The 15,934-nt window shown below is 72.1% G+C and carries 9 protein-coding genes and 2 pseudogenes; 7 read left to right on the top strand and 4 right to left on the bottom strand.

What is annotated here, in order from left to right:
• Window positions 1-22: 22 nt before the first annotated feature.
• The 3 genes from ACFRMQ_RS24365 to ACFRMQ_RS24355 form a co-directional block, all read right to left on the bottom strand.
• On the bottom strand, window positions 23-709 hold the full coding sequence (locus ACFRMQ_RS24365; protein WP_380732718.1) for a response regulator: 687 nt from the start codon (window positions 707-709) through the stop codon (window positions 23-25).
• Window positions 706-1,902, bottom strand: coding sequence for a sensor histidine kinase (locus tag ACFRMQ_RS24360; protein ID WP_380732717.1), 1,197 nt, complete (start codon window positions 1,900-1,902; stop codon window positions 706-708). Before ACFRMQ_RS24360 ends, ACFRMQ_RS24365 begins: the two co-directional genes overlap by 4 nt.
• 151 nt (window positions 1,903-2,053) lie before the next feature.
• Window positions 2,054-4,570 carry an ABC transporter permease gene (locus ACFRMQ_RS24355; RefSeq protein ID WP_380732716.1) on the bottom strand — a complete coding sequence of 839 codons (2,517 nt, stop codon included), beginning with the start codon at window positions 4,568-4,570 and terminating at the stop codon, window positions 2,054-2,056.
• A 262-nt stretch (window positions 4,571-4,832) separates the two neighbouring features.
• Here ACFRMQ_RS24355 and ACFRMQ_RS24350 point away from each other — a divergent pair, with 262 nt between their 5' ends.
• Both ACFRMQ_RS24350 and ACFRMQ_RS24345 read left to right on the top strand, forming a co-directional pair.
• Window positions 4,833-6,047, top strand: a complete 1,215-nt coding sequence (locus tag ACFRMQ_RS24350; RefSeq protein ID WP_380732715.1) for a sensor histidine kinase — start codon at window positions 4,833-4,835, stop codon at window positions 6,045-6,047.
• 20 nt (window positions 6,048-6,067) lie between these two features.
• Window positions 6,068-6,724, top strand: a complete 657-nt coding sequence (locus ACFRMQ_RS24345) for a response regulator (RefSeq protein WP_380732714.1) — start codon at window positions 6,068-6,070, stop codon at window positions 6,722-6,724.
• A gap of 318 nt (window positions 6,725-7,042) precedes the next feature.
• Here the strand turns inward: ACFRMQ_RS24345 and ACFRMQ_RS24340 are convergent, their stop codons facing one another.
• Window positions 7,043-7,483 (bottom strand): MarR family winged helix-turn-helix transcriptional regulator, encoded by a 441-nt coding sequence (locus tag ACFRMQ_RS24340; RefSeq protein WP_380732713.1) that lies wholly within the window; start codon window positions 7,481-7,483, stop codon window positions 7,043-7,045.
• A 112-nt stretch (window positions 7,484-7,595) separates the two neighbouring features.
• Here ACFRMQ_RS24340 and ACFRMQ_RS24335 point away from each other — a divergent pair, with 112 nt between their 5' ends.
• The 5 genes and pseudogenes from ACFRMQ_RS24335 to ACFRMQ_RS24315 all read left to right on the top strand — a co-directional run.
• Window positions 7,596-9,032, top strand: a complete 1,437-nt coding sequence (locus ACFRMQ_RS24335) for an MFS transporter (protein ID WP_380732712.1) — start codon at window positions 7,596-7,598, stop codon at window positions 9,030-9,032.
• A 37-nt stretch (window positions 9,033-9,069) separates the two neighbouring features.
• Entirely contained in the window at window positions 9,070-9,624 is a 555-nt protein-coding gene (locus ACFRMQ_RS24330; RefSeq protein ID WP_380732711.1) for an isochorismatase family protein, read from the top strand.
• A gap of 44 nt (window positions 9,625-9,668) precedes the next feature.
• Window positions 9,669-10,211 (top strand): annotated as a pseudogene (locus ACFRMQ_RS24325) (family 1 glycosylhydrolase); the annotation flags it as partial.
• Between the two features lie 208 nt (window positions 10,212-10,419).
• The gene (locus ACFRMQ_RS24320) at window positions 10,420-10,707 is read left to right on the top strand and encodes a hypothetical protein (protein ID WP_380732710.1); all 288 of its coding nucleotides are present in this window, start codon (window positions 10,420-10,422) and stop codon (window positions 10,705-10,707) included.
• Between the two features lie 800 nt (window positions 10,708-11,507).
• Window positions 11,508-15,934 (top strand): annotated as a pseudogene (locus tag ACFRMQ_RS24315) (hypothetical protein); the annotation flags it as partial.

The raw sequence follows: 15,934 nt of genomic DNA, 5'->3' as shown, positions 1-15,934 counted from the left end.
ACAGCGTTCCCCCCATCCTGCCCTACCGTCGACGCGGCACGAGTCCGGCCTCGAAGGCGATGATCGCCAGGTGGACGCGGTCTCGGGCCGCGAGCTTGGCGAACAGACGCGCGACATGGGTCTTCGCCGTCGCCGCGCTGATCACCAGCCGCTCGGCGATCTCACCGTTCGACAGTCCCTGGCCGACCAGTGCCAGCACCTCGCGCTCCCGGTCGGTGATCCCCGCGACGGGACTCGAGTCCGCGGCGGGCTCGGTGTCCGGTGCGGGGGCCGCGGGGGTGGCGGAGGTTCCGGCGAAGTCGGCGATCAGCCGCCGGGTGACGCTCGGCGCGATCAACGCGTCGCCGGCCGCCACCACGCGGATCGCGTCCAGGATCGCGTCCAGGGCCATGCTCTTGAGCAGGAATCCGCTGGCGCCGGCGCGCAGGGCGCCGTAGACGTACTCGTCGTCGTCGAAGGTCGTCAGCACCAGCACCTTGGGCGGGTCCGGCTCGGCGGTCGCCTGCCGGGTCGCCTCGATCCCGTCCACGCCCGGCATCCGGATGTCCATCACCACGACGTCCGGCCGCAGCTCACGCACCAGGCGCACCGCCTCGCGGCCGTCACCGGCCTCGCCGACCACCTCCAGGTCGGTGGTGCTGCCGATCAGGATCCCGAGCCCGACCAGCATCAGCGGCTGGTCATCGACCAGCAGTATCCGCACGCTCATGCCGGGAGCCTCGCAGCCACCCGGAATCCGCCCTCCGGACGCCGGCCCGCGCTGAACTGGCCGGACAGCAGCGACACCCGCTCGCGCATGCCGAGCAGGCCGAAGCCGCTCCCGCCGGCCGCCGCCGAGGGCCTCGGACGGCCGGGCCCACCGGGACCGTCGTCCACCACCTCGATCGTCACTCCCGTCGGCTCGTAACCCACCGCGACCCGGCACGCGCGCGCACCGGAATGCCGCACCACGTTCGTCACCGACTCCTGGACGATCCGGAACGCCGACAGCTCGATCTCCGGCGGCAGCGGACGCCGCTCCCCCCGCCAGGCCACGTGGACCCGCACCCCGGCGTCGGCCGTGCGTTCGGCGAGCCACGGGAGGTCGGCCAGGCTGCCGGCCGGCGCCAGCGGGGCGGCCCCCGGCATCGCGTCGTCCGGCTCGGCGCGGCGGAGCGCCCCGAGCATGCGCTGCAGTTCGAGCAGCGTCTGGCGGCTGGTGGTCTCGATGCCGGTCAGCGCCTGCCGCGTCTGCTCGGGCTTGGTGTCCACGACCCGCGCCGCCGCTCCCGACAGCACCGTGATGATCCCGATGCTGTGCGCGACGCTGTCGTGCAGTTCGCGGGCGATCCGCAGCCGCTCGGTGACGACGGCGCGGGCCGCCTTCTGCTCGTGCAAGGCTCCGAGGTATTCACGGCGTTTGCGGTACACCCCACCGAAGACCCACGCGACCGCGAACCCCAACGCGATCCCCCCGGCCCACTGGACCGCGTCGCCGACGGACTGCTCGCGGTCGTGGATGTCGTTGACGAACGCGGCCGCCACGCCCGCGGCGGAGGCGACGGCGGCGGCCTTCGGCCGCCGGGCGGCGAGGTACCCGCCCAAGGCGACGAGCAGGGCGAACATGACGGCGGGCCGGGCGCCGAAGGCGTCGCCGAGGACTGATTCGCCCAGGACCACCGCGAAGACGGTCGTCGGCAGACGGCGCGCCAGCAGAACCGGAAGGGCGAGCACGACGTACAGACCCAGCATCCGGACGGGCTCGAGCTCGGGGAACCGGAACAGGCTGTACTCGGGGTCCGGGTCCCCCATCGTCAAGGGGAGCAGCAGCGCGTAGAAGCAGGCGGTGGCCAGCACCACGGCCTGTGACGTCAGCCAGGTCACGCGCTTCGATGTCGAGAGACGCTGGAGAAGCTCTTCCATACGGAGATCGTATTCAGTGGCGTCGGCTCCGCGTGTCCCCCCGGGGATGTACGCGGGGTACGTTCCCGGGCCGGCCTGCCCCGGGAACGAACGACGAGGGCTCGAGCGGATTGCGACGGAACGAGACGCACCTGCTCCGCCGGGCAGGACCCTAGCCGATCCCGACGGCCGTCAGGATCCGGGTGCGGGCCGCGCGGCGGGCCGGCCACAGGGCGGCCGGCAGGGCCGCGAGCACGGCCAGGACCAGCAGGGCCGCGAGTCGCAGCACGGGGACGCTGTGGTGGTAGCCGGGCAGGTGGCGGGCGATCAGTTCGCCGCCGGCCCAGCCGAGGAAGAGGCCCAAGGCGATGCCGAGCACGGCGCCGAGTACGGCGAGGAGGAGGGCTTCGTCCCGCACCATGGCGCGCACGCCCGCCCGGGTCAGACCGATCGCCCGCAGCATGCCGATCTCGCGCTGCCGCTCGACGACGGACAGGGCCAGGGTGTTGACGATCCCGAGGAGGGCGACCGCGACGGACAGCGCGAGCAGGGCGTAGAGCACGTTCAGCATCCGGGTGGTGTCCTGCGCGGCGGCCCTGGCCAAGTCCTCGCTGCTGTCGACGCGCAGGGCAGGGCTGTCGCCGAGGGCGTGGGTGAGGGCGAGCCGCAGCGCGGGGCCGGGGCGGTCGCGGGTGGTCAGGAGGAGGAGCTTCTCGGCGGTGTCCGTCGGGTCGGGCAGGGCGGCGGTGTCGACGAGGATGCCGGTCAGCAGGGCGTTGGACTCGTACACGCCCGTCACCGTCAGCCGAACGCTCCGGCCCCCGGGGAGTTGCGCGTCGATCGGGCTTCCGGTGGTCCAGCCGTGGGCCCGGGCCTCGTCGGTGGTCACCAGGACCCTCAGGTCCCCGAAGGCGTCGGCCGATCCGCTGGTCAGGCGCAGCCGCAGCTTCTCGCGCACGGCCTCGGCGGGCAGGGCCAGGGCGAACTGTGGGGACTGGTCGATCGTCAGCCGGGTCTCGCGGATCGGCGCGGTGGCGGTGACGTCGGGGCCGGCGGCCAGGCGTCGTTCGACCTCGGCGGACAGGGGGCCGAGGTTCCGCATCGAGACGACGTAGTCGGCCTTGAGGACGTCGGCGCTCTGGGCGTCGGCGGCGGCGAGTCCGCCGGCCGCGATCATGGTGAGGGCGGTGACCAGGCTCGTGCCGATGACCAGGGCGGCGGCAGCGGCGGCGGTGCGGCGCGGGTTGCGGGCGCTGTTGCGTTCGGCGAGCCGGGCGCTGATGCCGGCCCGGGCGAGGAGCGGACGGACGAGGGCGAGGGCCGGCCCGACCAGCATCGGCAGCAGGGTGAGGAGGCCCGAGGCGACCAGCACGGCGCCGAGCGCCATCACCGGTGCGCCGTCCGCGATGCGCTCGGCCTTCGTCGCTGCCCACAGGCAGACCGCGCCGCCGCCGGACAGCAGGAGACCGACGGCCGCACGGAGCCGTCCGCCGCCTTCCCGCTCCGGTGCGTGGGCGGTGCGCAGTGCGGCCAGCGGTGCGATCCGGGCGGCCTTGCGGGCGGGCAGCCAGGCGGCGACGAGCGTGGTCGACACCCCGGCCAGCAGCGGGAGGAGGAGCGCGTACGCGGGCAGGCTCAGCGGCCCGTCCGTGGGCAGTGGGCCGTTCTTGCCGAGGTCACCGGCGACGGGGCGCAGGAGTTCGGCGACGCCGATGCCGACCGCGGTTCCGGCCAGGGAGGCGAGGATCCCGACCAGGGACGCCTCGGCCAGGACCAGGCGGGTGACCTGCCGTCGCGAGGCGCCGACGGCCCGCAACAGGCCGGTCTCCCTGGTCCGTTGGGCGACGAGCATGCCGAAGGTGTTCGCGATCAGGAAGCAGGAGACGAACAGCGCGACGGCGGCGAAGGAGAGCAGCGTGGAGCTCAGCCCGGCGACCTGGTCCCGGGCGGCCAGCGCCTGGTCGCGGGCGAGGGCCGCCGCCGTGAAGGCGACCGTGCCCGGGAGCGCCCGCTCCGTCGCCTGTCGCAGCCGTTCGGCCGGGACGCCGGGGGCGGCCTTCACGTGGAACTCGCTGGAGCGGCCCGGGCCGGTGAGGTGCTCCTGGGCGGTCGCGGTGTCGAAGAGCACCAGGCTTCCGCCCGTGGTGGCGGCGGGCTCGGCGCGGGTGGTGAAGACGCCGCTGATCCGTGCGGTGAGGCCGGGGCCGTCCACCGAGATCCGGGCGCTGTCCCCGACGTGGTAACCGCAGCGCGCGGCGCTGGCCTGGTCGACGGCGATCTCGCCGGCTCCGGTGGGCGGGCGGCCGTCGGTGAAGGTGAACCGGGGGTCCGCTCCGCCGTCCGTCGCGTAGTTGCCCGCCCGGGTGGGGCCGCCGCGGCCGGCCGACCGGCCGTCCGGGCAGCCCAGGGCCGTGTAGCCGGAGACGACGGCGATGACGTGGCCGGTCTCCGGAAGGCCCCGCACCCGCTGCAGGTCGGCCGTGCTCAGGGACGGCGGCCGGTCGGCGGGCGCCGTCTGGTCGGCGGGCACCGTCCGGGAGACCCTGCCGTCGGGGCGGACCACCACGTCGGTGTGGTCGAACGCCTGTCGGGAGGAGCCGACGAGCGCGTCGGAGACGGTGGCGGTGAACAGGAGGATCCCGGTGACGAAAGCGACGCCGACCGCCACGGCCAGCGCGGTCAACGCCATCCGGGACCTGTGGGCGCGTACGTTGCGCCAGGCCGTGCGGAACACGGGGCCGCGGAACACGGGAGTACGGAACACAGGGGTACGGAACACAGGCGTGCGACATCCTGACTCGGCGAAGGGGCCGGCGAAGGGACGGCCCTGACCGCCGATCCTCCCGGTACGCACCGGCCACGCGGATCCACCGGATGACCGGCTGCCCGCGCCGGGGCCTCAGCCGAACAGTGGAGGGGAGGACGCCCGGACGGACGTACAGTGAACCGCCATGATCACCCTTCCGGCGCGCGCCGCACTCGCCTCCTGGGCCCCCGCGCACCGCGGCGCGGCCGTCGCCGGCAGCGCCCTGGCCCTGGCCGCCGTCACCGCCGAGGCCCTCGACACCGGCTTCCCGCCCACGACCGCCGCCACGATCGCCGTCGGCCTGCTGTGCGTCGCGGCCCTGCTGGCACCGCCCCGGTACCTGCCGCGCGCCGGGTGGGCCGCGGTCACCGCCTCGGTCGGTCTGTCCGTGCTCACCTCCCAGCTGCACCACCGGCCGGAGCACTTCCCGGGCATCACCGAGATGGGCATGCTCCTGCTGCTCGTCACCCGCGCCGTCCGCCACCAGCCGATCGGCCGGATGATCCCGCTCGCCGGCGCCGCCTGGCTCGCCGCCCCGCTGCTACTGCTGCGCCTGCCCGGCTCCGATCAGGCCCACGTGGCCCGGTACGTCGGGCCCTTCTTGCTGCTCGTCGCACCCGTGATGGTCGTCCTCGGCCTCTACCTGCGGCTGCTCGACGCCACCCGCGAACGCGAGAAGCAGTCCCGGCTGAACGCCCAGCGCCTCGAATACGCCCGCGAACTGCACGACTTCGTCGGGCACCACGTCACCGCCATCACCGCCCAGGTCAAGGCCGTGCGCTTCACCACCGCCGCCGGGCACCCGCCGACGGCGCGGGCACTGGACGAGGCACTGGCGAACATCGAGGACGCCGCCGCCCAGGCCACCGACTCCATGCGGGCCATGGTCACCCTGCTGCGCCGCCCGCACCACGCGGCACCCCTGAACGCCCCCAGTGGACTGCACGACCTCACGGCTCTCGCCGACTCCCTGCGCGCGACCGGCCCCGCCGTCGGCCTCACCGTCGATCCCAGACTGTTCACGGCACCCCCGGCCGACCACATCGCCGCCACCGTCCACCACATCGTCCGGGAGGCGCTGACCAACATCCGCAAGCACGCGGGCCACGCCGACACGGTCACCGTCGACGTCCGCCTGTCCGCGGACCGCACCGTCCTCACCGTCTGCGTCACCGACAACGTCGAGCCGCCACTCGACACCTCACCGCGCCCGGGCCCCGGCGGCTTCGGCCTCACCGGACTGCGCGAGCGCGTCGACGCTCTGGCCGGAAGCCTGACGGCGGGCCACGGGCCCGTCGGCGGCTGGCAGGTCACCGCCGAGATCCCGCTCGGCCGCGACGCCGTCGCCCGCCCGTCCTGAGGGCTGGCACGATGGGCACCATGCCGATCCGCGTCCTCCTCGCCGACGACCAGCTCACCGTGCGCGCCGCGTACCGGATGATCCTCGACTCCCAGCCGGACATCGAGGTCGTCGCCGAAGCGGCGAACGGCACCACGGCCGTCGCCGAGGCCCGCCGGCTGCGCCCCGACGTCTGCCTGCTCGACATCCGCATGCCCGGCATGGACGGACTGGAGGCCACCCGGCTCCTCGCCGGCCCCGACGCAACGCAACCGCTCAAGGTGGTCATCGCCACCACCTTCGACCTCGACGAGTACGTCCACACCGCCCTGCGGCACGGGGCCTGCGGCTTCGTCCTCAAGGACTGCTCGCCCGCCCTGCTCATCGAGGCCGTGCGCGCGGCCGCCGTCGGCGACTCCCTCATCTCCCCGTCCGTCACCGTCCGGCTGCTGCGGCACATGGCCGACCGACCGGCCCGGCCGAGGCCGGGCACTCCCCCTCCGTACGAGCCGCTCACCCCGCGCGAGTCGGACGTGGTCTCCATGGTCGCCCAGGGTCTGACCAACGACGAGGTCGCCGCCGCCCTCCACGTCACCCTCTCCACGGTGAAGACCCACCTCGGCAGCATCCAGCGCAAGCTCGGCGCCCGCAACCGCGTCGAGGTCGCCGCCCACGCCTGGCAGCACGGCCTGACCTGAGCTCAACCGACTTGTTCTTAACGGCTGTCGCCTGTTGCGCGACCGACACCAGGGAGCCCGTGCGGCGCGGGCACACCGGTCAGGCCGGGCCCCGGACCCTCACTCGGGGCCCGGAACGGCGACTTCGCCGCTGCGGCCATCGCGCCTGCGCCGGGCGCGGGGGTGGTTCGGCGGCCTGTCCGAAGCAAGCAAGATCGCCTTGATCACCGCCGCGTTCACGACAACCGTGCTGGTCGCAGCGATAAACGAGTGGCTCTGAGACACCGTCCAGCGCCGCCGGGCGATCAGAGGCACCCAGTGATCAAGGACGCCGGGAAATCACAGACGCCGGGCGAGGCGTTCGAGGAGCGGGGCCGCGGCTGCCAGCGTGGCGACCTCGTCGTCCGTGAACGACTCCGCGAGAGCCGCCGCCATGAGGCCGGAGAGCGCGTCCCGGCTGGAATGCAGCATGTCGCTGCCGGCGCGGCTCACCGTCAGCAGCGAGCGGCGGCGGTCGTCGGGGTCCGGGGCCCGACTCACGAGCCCGTGCTTCTCCAGCGACGCGACGGTCGAGCCCATCGCCTGCGGGGTGATCTGCTGGAGCCGGGCGAGATCGGCGATCGTGAGCGGGCCGCTGCGGTCGATCTGCGCGAGCACGGTCAGCTCGGGGGTCGTCACGCTGCCGTCCCGGTGGGTCTCGCGGGTGCGTCGCTTGAGCATCCCCACCGCCACCTGGATCGCGGTGGCGGTGGAGAGATTCAGGGCTTCACGCGAGTCCATGGAGGAACCGTAACCCAACCAGATTTAGAAGGCCAGGCTTGCAATAAAAAACTTGGAAGACTAGCCTTCTAATCGCCCACGTGAAGCATGGCCCGCAGACAAAGGGGTGCGCATGTCACTCACCGAAGAGCAGTCAACGGTCACTCCGGCGGCCGGTGGCAACCTGTTCTCCTGGCGTTTCACCACGCCCCTGTTCCTGGGCTCGGCGCTCAATCCCGTCAACAGCTCGCTGATCGCGACGGCGCTGCTGCCGATCGCCCGTGACCTGGGCGTCCAGATCGGCCAGACCGCCGCGCTGGTGTCTGCGCTCTACCTGGCCAGCGCGATCACCCTGCCCACCGCGGGCAAGGCCGCCGAGGTGTTCGGGCCCCGTCGGGTCTTCATGACCGGCATCGCGCTGGTCATCCTCGGCGCCGCCTTCGGCGGCCTCGCGCAGAGCCTGTGGATGCTGCTCGTCAGCCGGGTCGTGATCGGCCTGGGGACCGCGTGCGCGTACCCGACGGCGATGCTGATCATCCAGCGCCGCGCGCGGGAGGCCGGGAGGGCCAAGCCGCCCGGCGGCGTCCTGGGCGGACTGATGATCGCCGGGATCGCCACCGCCTCGCTCGGTCTGCCCCTCGGCGGCGTCCTGGTGAACGCCCTGAGCTGGCGGTCCATATTCTTCGTCAACGTGCCCGTCGCGGTCGCCGCGCTCGTAGCCGCGGCCGTCTGGATCCAGCCCGATCCGAGGCGCGGCACGCGGATGCGCGCCCGGGAGATCTCCTCCAAGCTCGACACCCTCGGCTTCCTGGGCTTCGTCGGGGCGATGCTGACGCTGCTGGTCTTCCTGTTCGGGCTGCCGACCGCGCACTGGTGGGTACTGGGGCTGTCCGCGCTCTTCTGGGCCGGGCTGGTGTGGTGGGAGCTGCGCGCCGGCACCCCGTTCCTGGACGTGCGGCTGCTGGCGTCCAACGCCGGACTGGCCAACACCTACGCGCGGTTCGGACTGACCCAGCTCTGCGCGTACGTCGTCCTGTACGGCATCACCCAGTGGGTCGAGAGCGTCCGCGGCTTCAGTGAGTCCACCGCGGGACTGCTCCTGCTGCCCATGACCGTGGTCTCCGGGGTGATCATCCTTCCGCTGTCCCGGCGCGGGCTGGTCCGGGGCCCGGTCGTGACGGCCTCCGCCGCCGTCCTCCTCGGCTCGATCGGCGTCCTGCTGCTCAGCTCGACCGCCTGGATCGGCCTCGTCCTCGCGCTGACCCTGGTCTTCGGGCTCGCGATCGGGCTCTCGACGGCGGGCAACCAGACCGCGCTGACCCAGCACGCGCCGGCCGAGCAGACGGGCACCGCGGCCGGGCTGCTGCGTACCTTCGGCTACGTCGGCTCGATCGGCGCCAGCGCCGTGACCGGCCTGGTCTTCCACCACAACGTCACCGACCACGGCGTCCACCAGATCGGCTGGATCATGACGGCCGCCGGGGTCCTGCTGGTGACGCTCACACTCACCGACCGCACCCTGCGGCCGGTGCGGCACCGCCCGCCCGACGTCGCCGCCACCTCCGACTGAATTTCCATCACCATCACCCATCAGTAAGGGAAAAGCCATGCCCATCACTGCCATCGACCCCAACACGGCCCTCATCGTCGTCGACCTCCAGGCCGCCGCACGGCAGATGCCGACGGTGCACCCGTTCGACAGCGTCCTGGCCAACGCGGTCCGGCTCGCCGACGCGTTCCGGGCCAAGAAGCTGCCCGTCGTGCTGGTCAACGTCGCCGGCGGCGCGCCGGGCCGGACCGAGCGCGGCTTCGGGGCCGGGGTGCTCCCGGACGGCTGGACGGAGCTGCTCCCGGAGCTCAACCAGCAGCCCGGCGACAAGACCGTCACCAAGTACACCTGGGGTGCGTTCCAGAACACCGATCTGGCGGAGCACCTGGGCGAACTCGGTGTCACCCAGGTGGTCGTCTGCGGACTGTCCACCGCCATCGGGGTGGAGTCCACGGCCCGTCAGGCCCACGAGCACGGCTTCCACGTGGTGCTGCCGGTCGACGCGATGACCGAGCTGGACGCCGCCGCGCACGAGAACTCGGTCGAGCGCATCTTCCCCAGGCTCGGCGAAACTGGGACCACGGCGGAGGTGCTCGCCCATCTGGGCTCCTGACAGCCCACCGGCCCGCCCGGCCTGAGCCCGCGCGGCCGGCTCAGGCCAGCCAGGTCAGCCACGCGCTGCCCGGCGGCGAAGCGGCCCGCGCGGCCTACCTCCGGCCGCGGGAGGACGTCTTCCTGGAGGCCGCCCGGGACGACGACTGGCTCGGCGTCCAGGCCTACACCCGCACCCTGATCGGCCCCGACGGACCGCTTCCGGTGCCGGACGAGGCCGAACGGACCCTCATGGGATGGGAGTTCCACCCCGGCGCGCTCGGCGACGCACTGCGGCACACCGCCCCCACCGCCCCCGGCGTCCCGCTGATCGTCACCGAGAACGGCATCGCCACCGCGGACGACGCCCGCCGGGTGGCCTACACCGCCGGCGCGCTCCAGGGGATGGCCGCCGCGATGGCCGACGGCGTCGACGTGCGCGGCTACTTCCACTGGAGCGCCCTGGACACCTACGAGTGGGGCCGCTTCGCACCCACCTTCGGCCTGATCGCCGTCGACCGGCGGACCTTCGCCCGGACGCCCAAGCCCTCCGCCGCCTGGCTCGGCGCGGCCGGCCGCAGCCGGGTCCTGCCCACCGCCACGGCCTGAGCCACCGCCGTCCGTCCCCGTCCCCGCGCCGGGTCTTCGCGTCCGCTCCGTCCGCCCCGTCCGCCCCGTCCGCCCCGTCCACACGGCAGTCGACGCGCCAGTCGGGCCCACCGAGTACCCGATGCCCCCGCCACACCCGCCGGGCGTTAGCATCCACACAGCCGGGCCCGACGGCCCGGAACACGTGGAACGGAAGGCGGAGACTGCCATGGGAATCGAGATCCAGGTCGAGCCCCTGGGCGACCACGAGCACCTGGTCCGGGTCCGCGAGGGGGCCGCCGAGGCCGAGACCCGGATCCGGGTCACCGACGGCATCCTCGACCTGCCGCAGATCGCCGACGCCGACGAGACCAGGATCATCCACGAGACGGTGGTCTTCCTCGTCGAGCGCCAGCCCGTCATCGACATCCCGCCGATGATCGACCTCGACGACCTCGCGGACGCCTACGGCTCCCCCTACGTGGACTTCCTCAGCCGGCGCCTCGCCGCGCGGTAGCCCACGGCGGACACCGAGCCGGGCACGCGGCGAACTCGTCGCCCGTGCCCGGCTCCTCCCGCTCCCGCCCGGCATCCCGCGCGCGAGTGCCGCCGGGGTGAGGGTGAGGCGTGGTGGGTGGCACCGCCGGGAGCCCGGTGATGACGGTGCCGAGGCCGGTGGTCCCGGGAGCCCGGGTCGACGCCGGCGCACGAGCACCTCTTCGTCGGCCGGCCACGATCCCGCGCGACGACGACCACCACCCGCACGAGGCACCCCCGGCCGCCCGGGAGCGGAGATCGACGCCATCCTCGTCGACAACCCCCACGCGGCCCTGACCGGCCCCCGCCCGCCGCGCCCGCCGCGTTCCCGACCGACCTGCCGACCGCCCGATCGCCCGACCAACCGACCGGTGTCGGAGCCGGTCGTGAAGCATCGCGCGATGTTCGAAAGCCCGACGGCCCCTCCGCGCGGGCGGCCTTCCGCACCCCCTGCCGGGCCTCGACCGGAGTGCCGCGGCAACCGCATGAGCGCACGGACCGACCGGCGCTGACCCCCCGTCGGCGGAACGCGCCACGCACTCGGCGGTATTCGAAGGTTGCTTGACCAGATGTCATGAATGAGTGTGAAATCTAGCACTGATGCCCGATTTATTCTTTTTTTATCACTCATGGGGTGGTTGTGGGCATCCGTTCGGACGGGTCCTCGAAAGGCGGGACTGCATGGACTGGTTGAGGGGGCGGCCTCCGGCCGCCTTGGCTGCGCACGGTGCGGGGGGCTCGCGGTCGTCGCGAATATCCCCGTCCGGGGCGCGCAGGGGGATGGCGCTGGCGTTGACGCTGGCGCTGTTGCTGACGATGGTCAGCCTGGCGGCGCGGTCATGGGCGGCGCCGGTGCACGAGATCACCGGCCGGTGGGCGGGCACGGTTCCCGCCCAGGTGGCCGCCGGTGAGGTGGTGACCGCGGAGTGGCGGGTCAACGTCAACGACGACCAGGCCGCTCCCTCCAACGGGCCGGTGGACAACGTCAGGTTCCAGGTGACCCTGCAGCACGGCACCTTCGGCGCCGTACCGGAGGCCTGCCTGACCAAGGGCGTCACGCCGGCGTCCTCGCTGTCGGCCGACAAGGCCACCCTGACCTGCAACCTGGGCACCCAGCAGCAGGGCACGGCCACCGTCGTCCAGACCGCCGTGGTGGCCGACGGCGCGACCGGTGACAAGGTCTCCGCCACCGGCACCATCGCCGGGCAGACCGCGACCGTCCCGGAGATCCCGATCAAGAACGCCTTCGGGATGGACATGGTCTGGAACACGCCGACCAGCGTCTTCCAGGACGGCAGCACCTACTTCGACGTCGACTTCGAGTGGACGCTCAACCTGAAGAAGGGCAGCGAGGCCGGACCGGACTCGGTCAGCCACATCCTGAAGGTGGCCCCGTCCGCCGGCACCCTCCAGGCCGGCCCGAACGCCTGTGCCCCGTTCAGCGCGGGCTGGGCGGCCGAGCACCCGTGGTCGGGGGGCTCGCACCCGGCCGATCAGAGCGCGCCGTTCGTGAAGTCCTGCACGCTCACCCCGACCGGCAACGCCAACGAGTTCAAGCTGACGCTCACCGGCATCGACTACTCGCGGGCGCAGGTGCCCACCAAGGACTCACTGGGCCAGGCCCTGCCGAGCGACCGGGCCGCGGTGGCCAGCGGCTCGGTGTGGTTCCGGATCACGACCGCGACCGACAAGCAGGTCACCGTACAGCTCGACGCCTCGGCCCCGACCTACACCTCCGTCAACGGCCAGACCGCCCAGGACGACCCGTCGAACAACAAGTCCGGCAAAGTCGTCGAGGCCGGTGGCTTCAACCAGGCATGGGGGCTGCGTACGGGCGGTTCCTGGCACGACGACAACTACCGGGCGTCGGCGGGCAGCAAGGTCCAGGGCATCGTCTCCAGCCAGGCCGCCACCCAGTCCATGCCCGGGAGCACCAAGCTCGGCCTGTGCGACGTGATCGACACCCGGTACGTGACGTTCGAGGGTGTCGCGTGGAGCAGCCCCGCACTGCTGTCGCAGCTGCCGTTCGAGTACTACGTCGGCAACTCGCCCTACCTGGACCCGAACTCCGGCAGCTACGACCCCGGCGCGTTCGACTGCGGCACCGGTGGCGCCGACCGCGGGGCTCCGGGCTGGGTGACCACTGCGCCCGCCGATCCGAGCACGGTGAAGGCGGTGCGGGCCAACTTCCTGCGCTCCGATCTCGACCCGGCGCTCGCGGCGACCTGGGCCACCGCGATTCTCCTGGACCTGCGGATCAAGAACGGTGTCCCCGCCGGAACGGATGTCTGGACCTGGGGCCAGTACCGCCAGGGCGCCGGCTGGTTCTCCAACACGTGGGCCCTGGTCAACACGCCCAACGCCCGCTACCCCAGCACCACCGGCAGCCGTGACATCCTGCGGATCGTCGCGGTGACCCCCGCGATCTCCAAGTCGGGTGACCGCACCGTCGTCAAACCGGGTGAGCCCGCCGGCTTCACGCTCACGTACTCCGCCAACGGCGGCAACAGCGTGCCACCGACGGTGAACGACTACAAGATCGTGGACACCCTGCCGGTCGGCATGACGTACGTCACCGGCTCCGCCCGCCCCGAGCCGGCCATCACCACCTCCGGCGGGCAGCAGGTCCTCACCTGGACCCTGAACGGGGTGGCCACCAACGTGGAGCACTCCCTGACCTACCAGGCGGTGGCCGATGCCAAGGCGACCCCCGGGCAGACATTGAAGAACTCGGCGACGGCTTCGTACGGCGGCCAGGACTCGGCCGTCGCCACGGCATCGGTGACACTCTCGGCGACCGGTCTGACGACGATCGGGAAGAGCCCGGACGCGCCGTTCATCCCGAACGTGAAGGGTGACGGGAAGGGTTCGGGTTCGTGGACGGTGACGCTCAGGTCGTACGACCCGGCGCCGCAGGCCTTCACGGACACGATCGACGTGCTGCCGTACAAGGGTGACGGGCGCGGGACGTCGTACTCGGGCTCGTACAAGCTGGAGTCGGTGACCCCGGCGGCGGGCGCGAAGGTGTACTACACCACCACCGCTCCCGGGTCGCTGTCCGACGACCCGGGTGACCCGATGAACGGCAAGGCCGGTGACATCACGGGCAACAGCGTGGCGTGGACGGAGACGTTCACCCCGAACGCGACCGCGGTGCGCGTGATCGGGCCCGCGCTGGCCCCGGGCGCACGCCAGCAGTTCAAGGTGGCCGTGGCCACGGACGGCGCGGTGGGCGGCGACAAGCTCGTCAACCGGGCCCAGGCCCGCGACGGGCACACCGAACTGGTGATGCGCACCTCGGCGCCGATCACGGTGGCGAACTACTACTCGGCGTCCCTGAAGAAGTACGTGCAGGGCGTGGACGGGCAGTGGCGCGACGCCAACGAGGCGGCGGACTACCCGGTCTTCCGGTACGGCGACACGGTGAAGTACCGGATCACGGTGACCAACACCGGTCAGGGCACGCTCACCAATGTGAAGGTCTCGGACGACAAGTTCCCGCAAGCGGGCGCCTTCACGGTCGCCTCACTGGCCCCGGGAGCGAGCGAGTCGCACGAGTTCAGCACCGTGCTGGACACCTCGGTGTCGGGCACGTTCGTCAACACCGCCTCCGCGACGGCGGACACCCCGCCGGACTCGGGTGTGCCGCCGGTCATCCCACCGGACCCGGCCGGCATCGAGGTGGCCAACTACGCGGTGACCAAGGTCGCCGACCCGGCCTCCGGGCAGACCGTCGCCCCCGGCGACAAGGTCACCTACACGGTGAAGGTCAAGCAGCAGGGTTCGGTTCCGGCCCAGGCCTCGCTCTCGGACGACCTGTCGAAGGTGCTGGACGACGCCGCCTACAACGGCGACGTCAAGGCCTCGGCGGGCACAGCCCAGGTCAAGGACGGCGTGCTGACGTGGAACGGCACCGTCCCGGTCGGCGGCGAGGCGACGATCACCTACTCGGTGACCGTCAAGCCCGGCGGTGACGCCGAACTCGTCAACGCCGTGCTCTCGCCCGGCTGCGCGACGGCCCCGGACGGCGGCACGCCCGGCTGCACCACCCACCACGACGTGGGCTCGTACACCTTCTCCAAGGTCTCGGACCCCAAGTCGGGTTCCACGGTCCAGGTCGGCGACAAGGTCACCTACACCGTCACCGTGAACCAGCACGGCAAGGCGGAGATCAAGGGCGCGACCGTGGTCGACGACCTGTCGAAGGTCCTCGACGACGCCGGTTACAACGGTGACGTCAAGGCATCGTCGGGGGCGGCGGAGGTCAAGGACGGCAAGCTCACCTGGACCGGCGACCTCCCCGTCGGCGGCACCACCACCATCACCTACTCCGTCACCGTCAACGGCGGCGGCGACACCAAGCTCCACAACACCGTCACCACCACCGACAACAAACGCGGCACCTGCGACCAGACGATCGGTTGCGAGACCGACCACACCTACGGGACCTACGTCTTCGCCAAGTCGGCGGAGCCGAAATCGGGTTCGACGGTGCAGGTCGGTGACAAGGTCACCTACATCGTCACGGTGAAACAGCAGGGTGCGGGTGCCGTCGCGGGTGCGACGGTGACCGACGACCTGTCGAAGGTCCTCGATGACGCCGGCTACAACGGCGACGTCAAGGCCTCCTCGGGCACGGCCGAGGTCAAGGACGGCAAGCTCACCTGGACCGGCGACCTCCCCGTCGGCGACACCACCACCATCACCTACTCCGTCACCGTCAACGGCGGCGGCGACACCAAGCTCCACAACACCGTCACCACCACCGACAACAAACGCGGCACCTGCGACCAGACGATCGGTTGCGAGACCGACCACACCTACGGCAGCTACCGCTTCGCCAAGGTCTCCGATCCCAAGTCCGGCTCCACCCTCCAGGTCGGCGACAAGGTCACCTACACCGTCACCGTCACCCAGAAGGGCAACGGCGACGTCAAGGGCGCCACGATCACCGACGACCTGTCGAAGGTCCTCGACGACGCCACCTACAACAGCGACGTCAAGGCCACCACCGGCACGGCCGAGGTCAAGGACGGCAAGCTCACCTGGACCGGCGACCTCCCCGTCGGCGACACCACCACCATCACCTACTCCGTCACCGTCAACGGCGGCGGCGACACCAAGCTCCACAACACCGTCACCACCACCGACAACAAACGCGGCACCTGCGACCAGACGATCGGTTGCGAGACCGACCACACCTACGG

The sequence above is a fragment of the Kitasatospora sp. NPDC056783 genome, from assembly GCF_042789895.1.
In the GTDB taxonomy this organism is placed as follows: Bacteria; Actinomycetota; Actinomycetes; order Streptomycetales; family Streptomycetaceae; genus Kitasatospora.
Note: the sequence above shows the minus strand (reverse complement) of the source record. Positions and strands in the feature narration are given on the sequence as shown.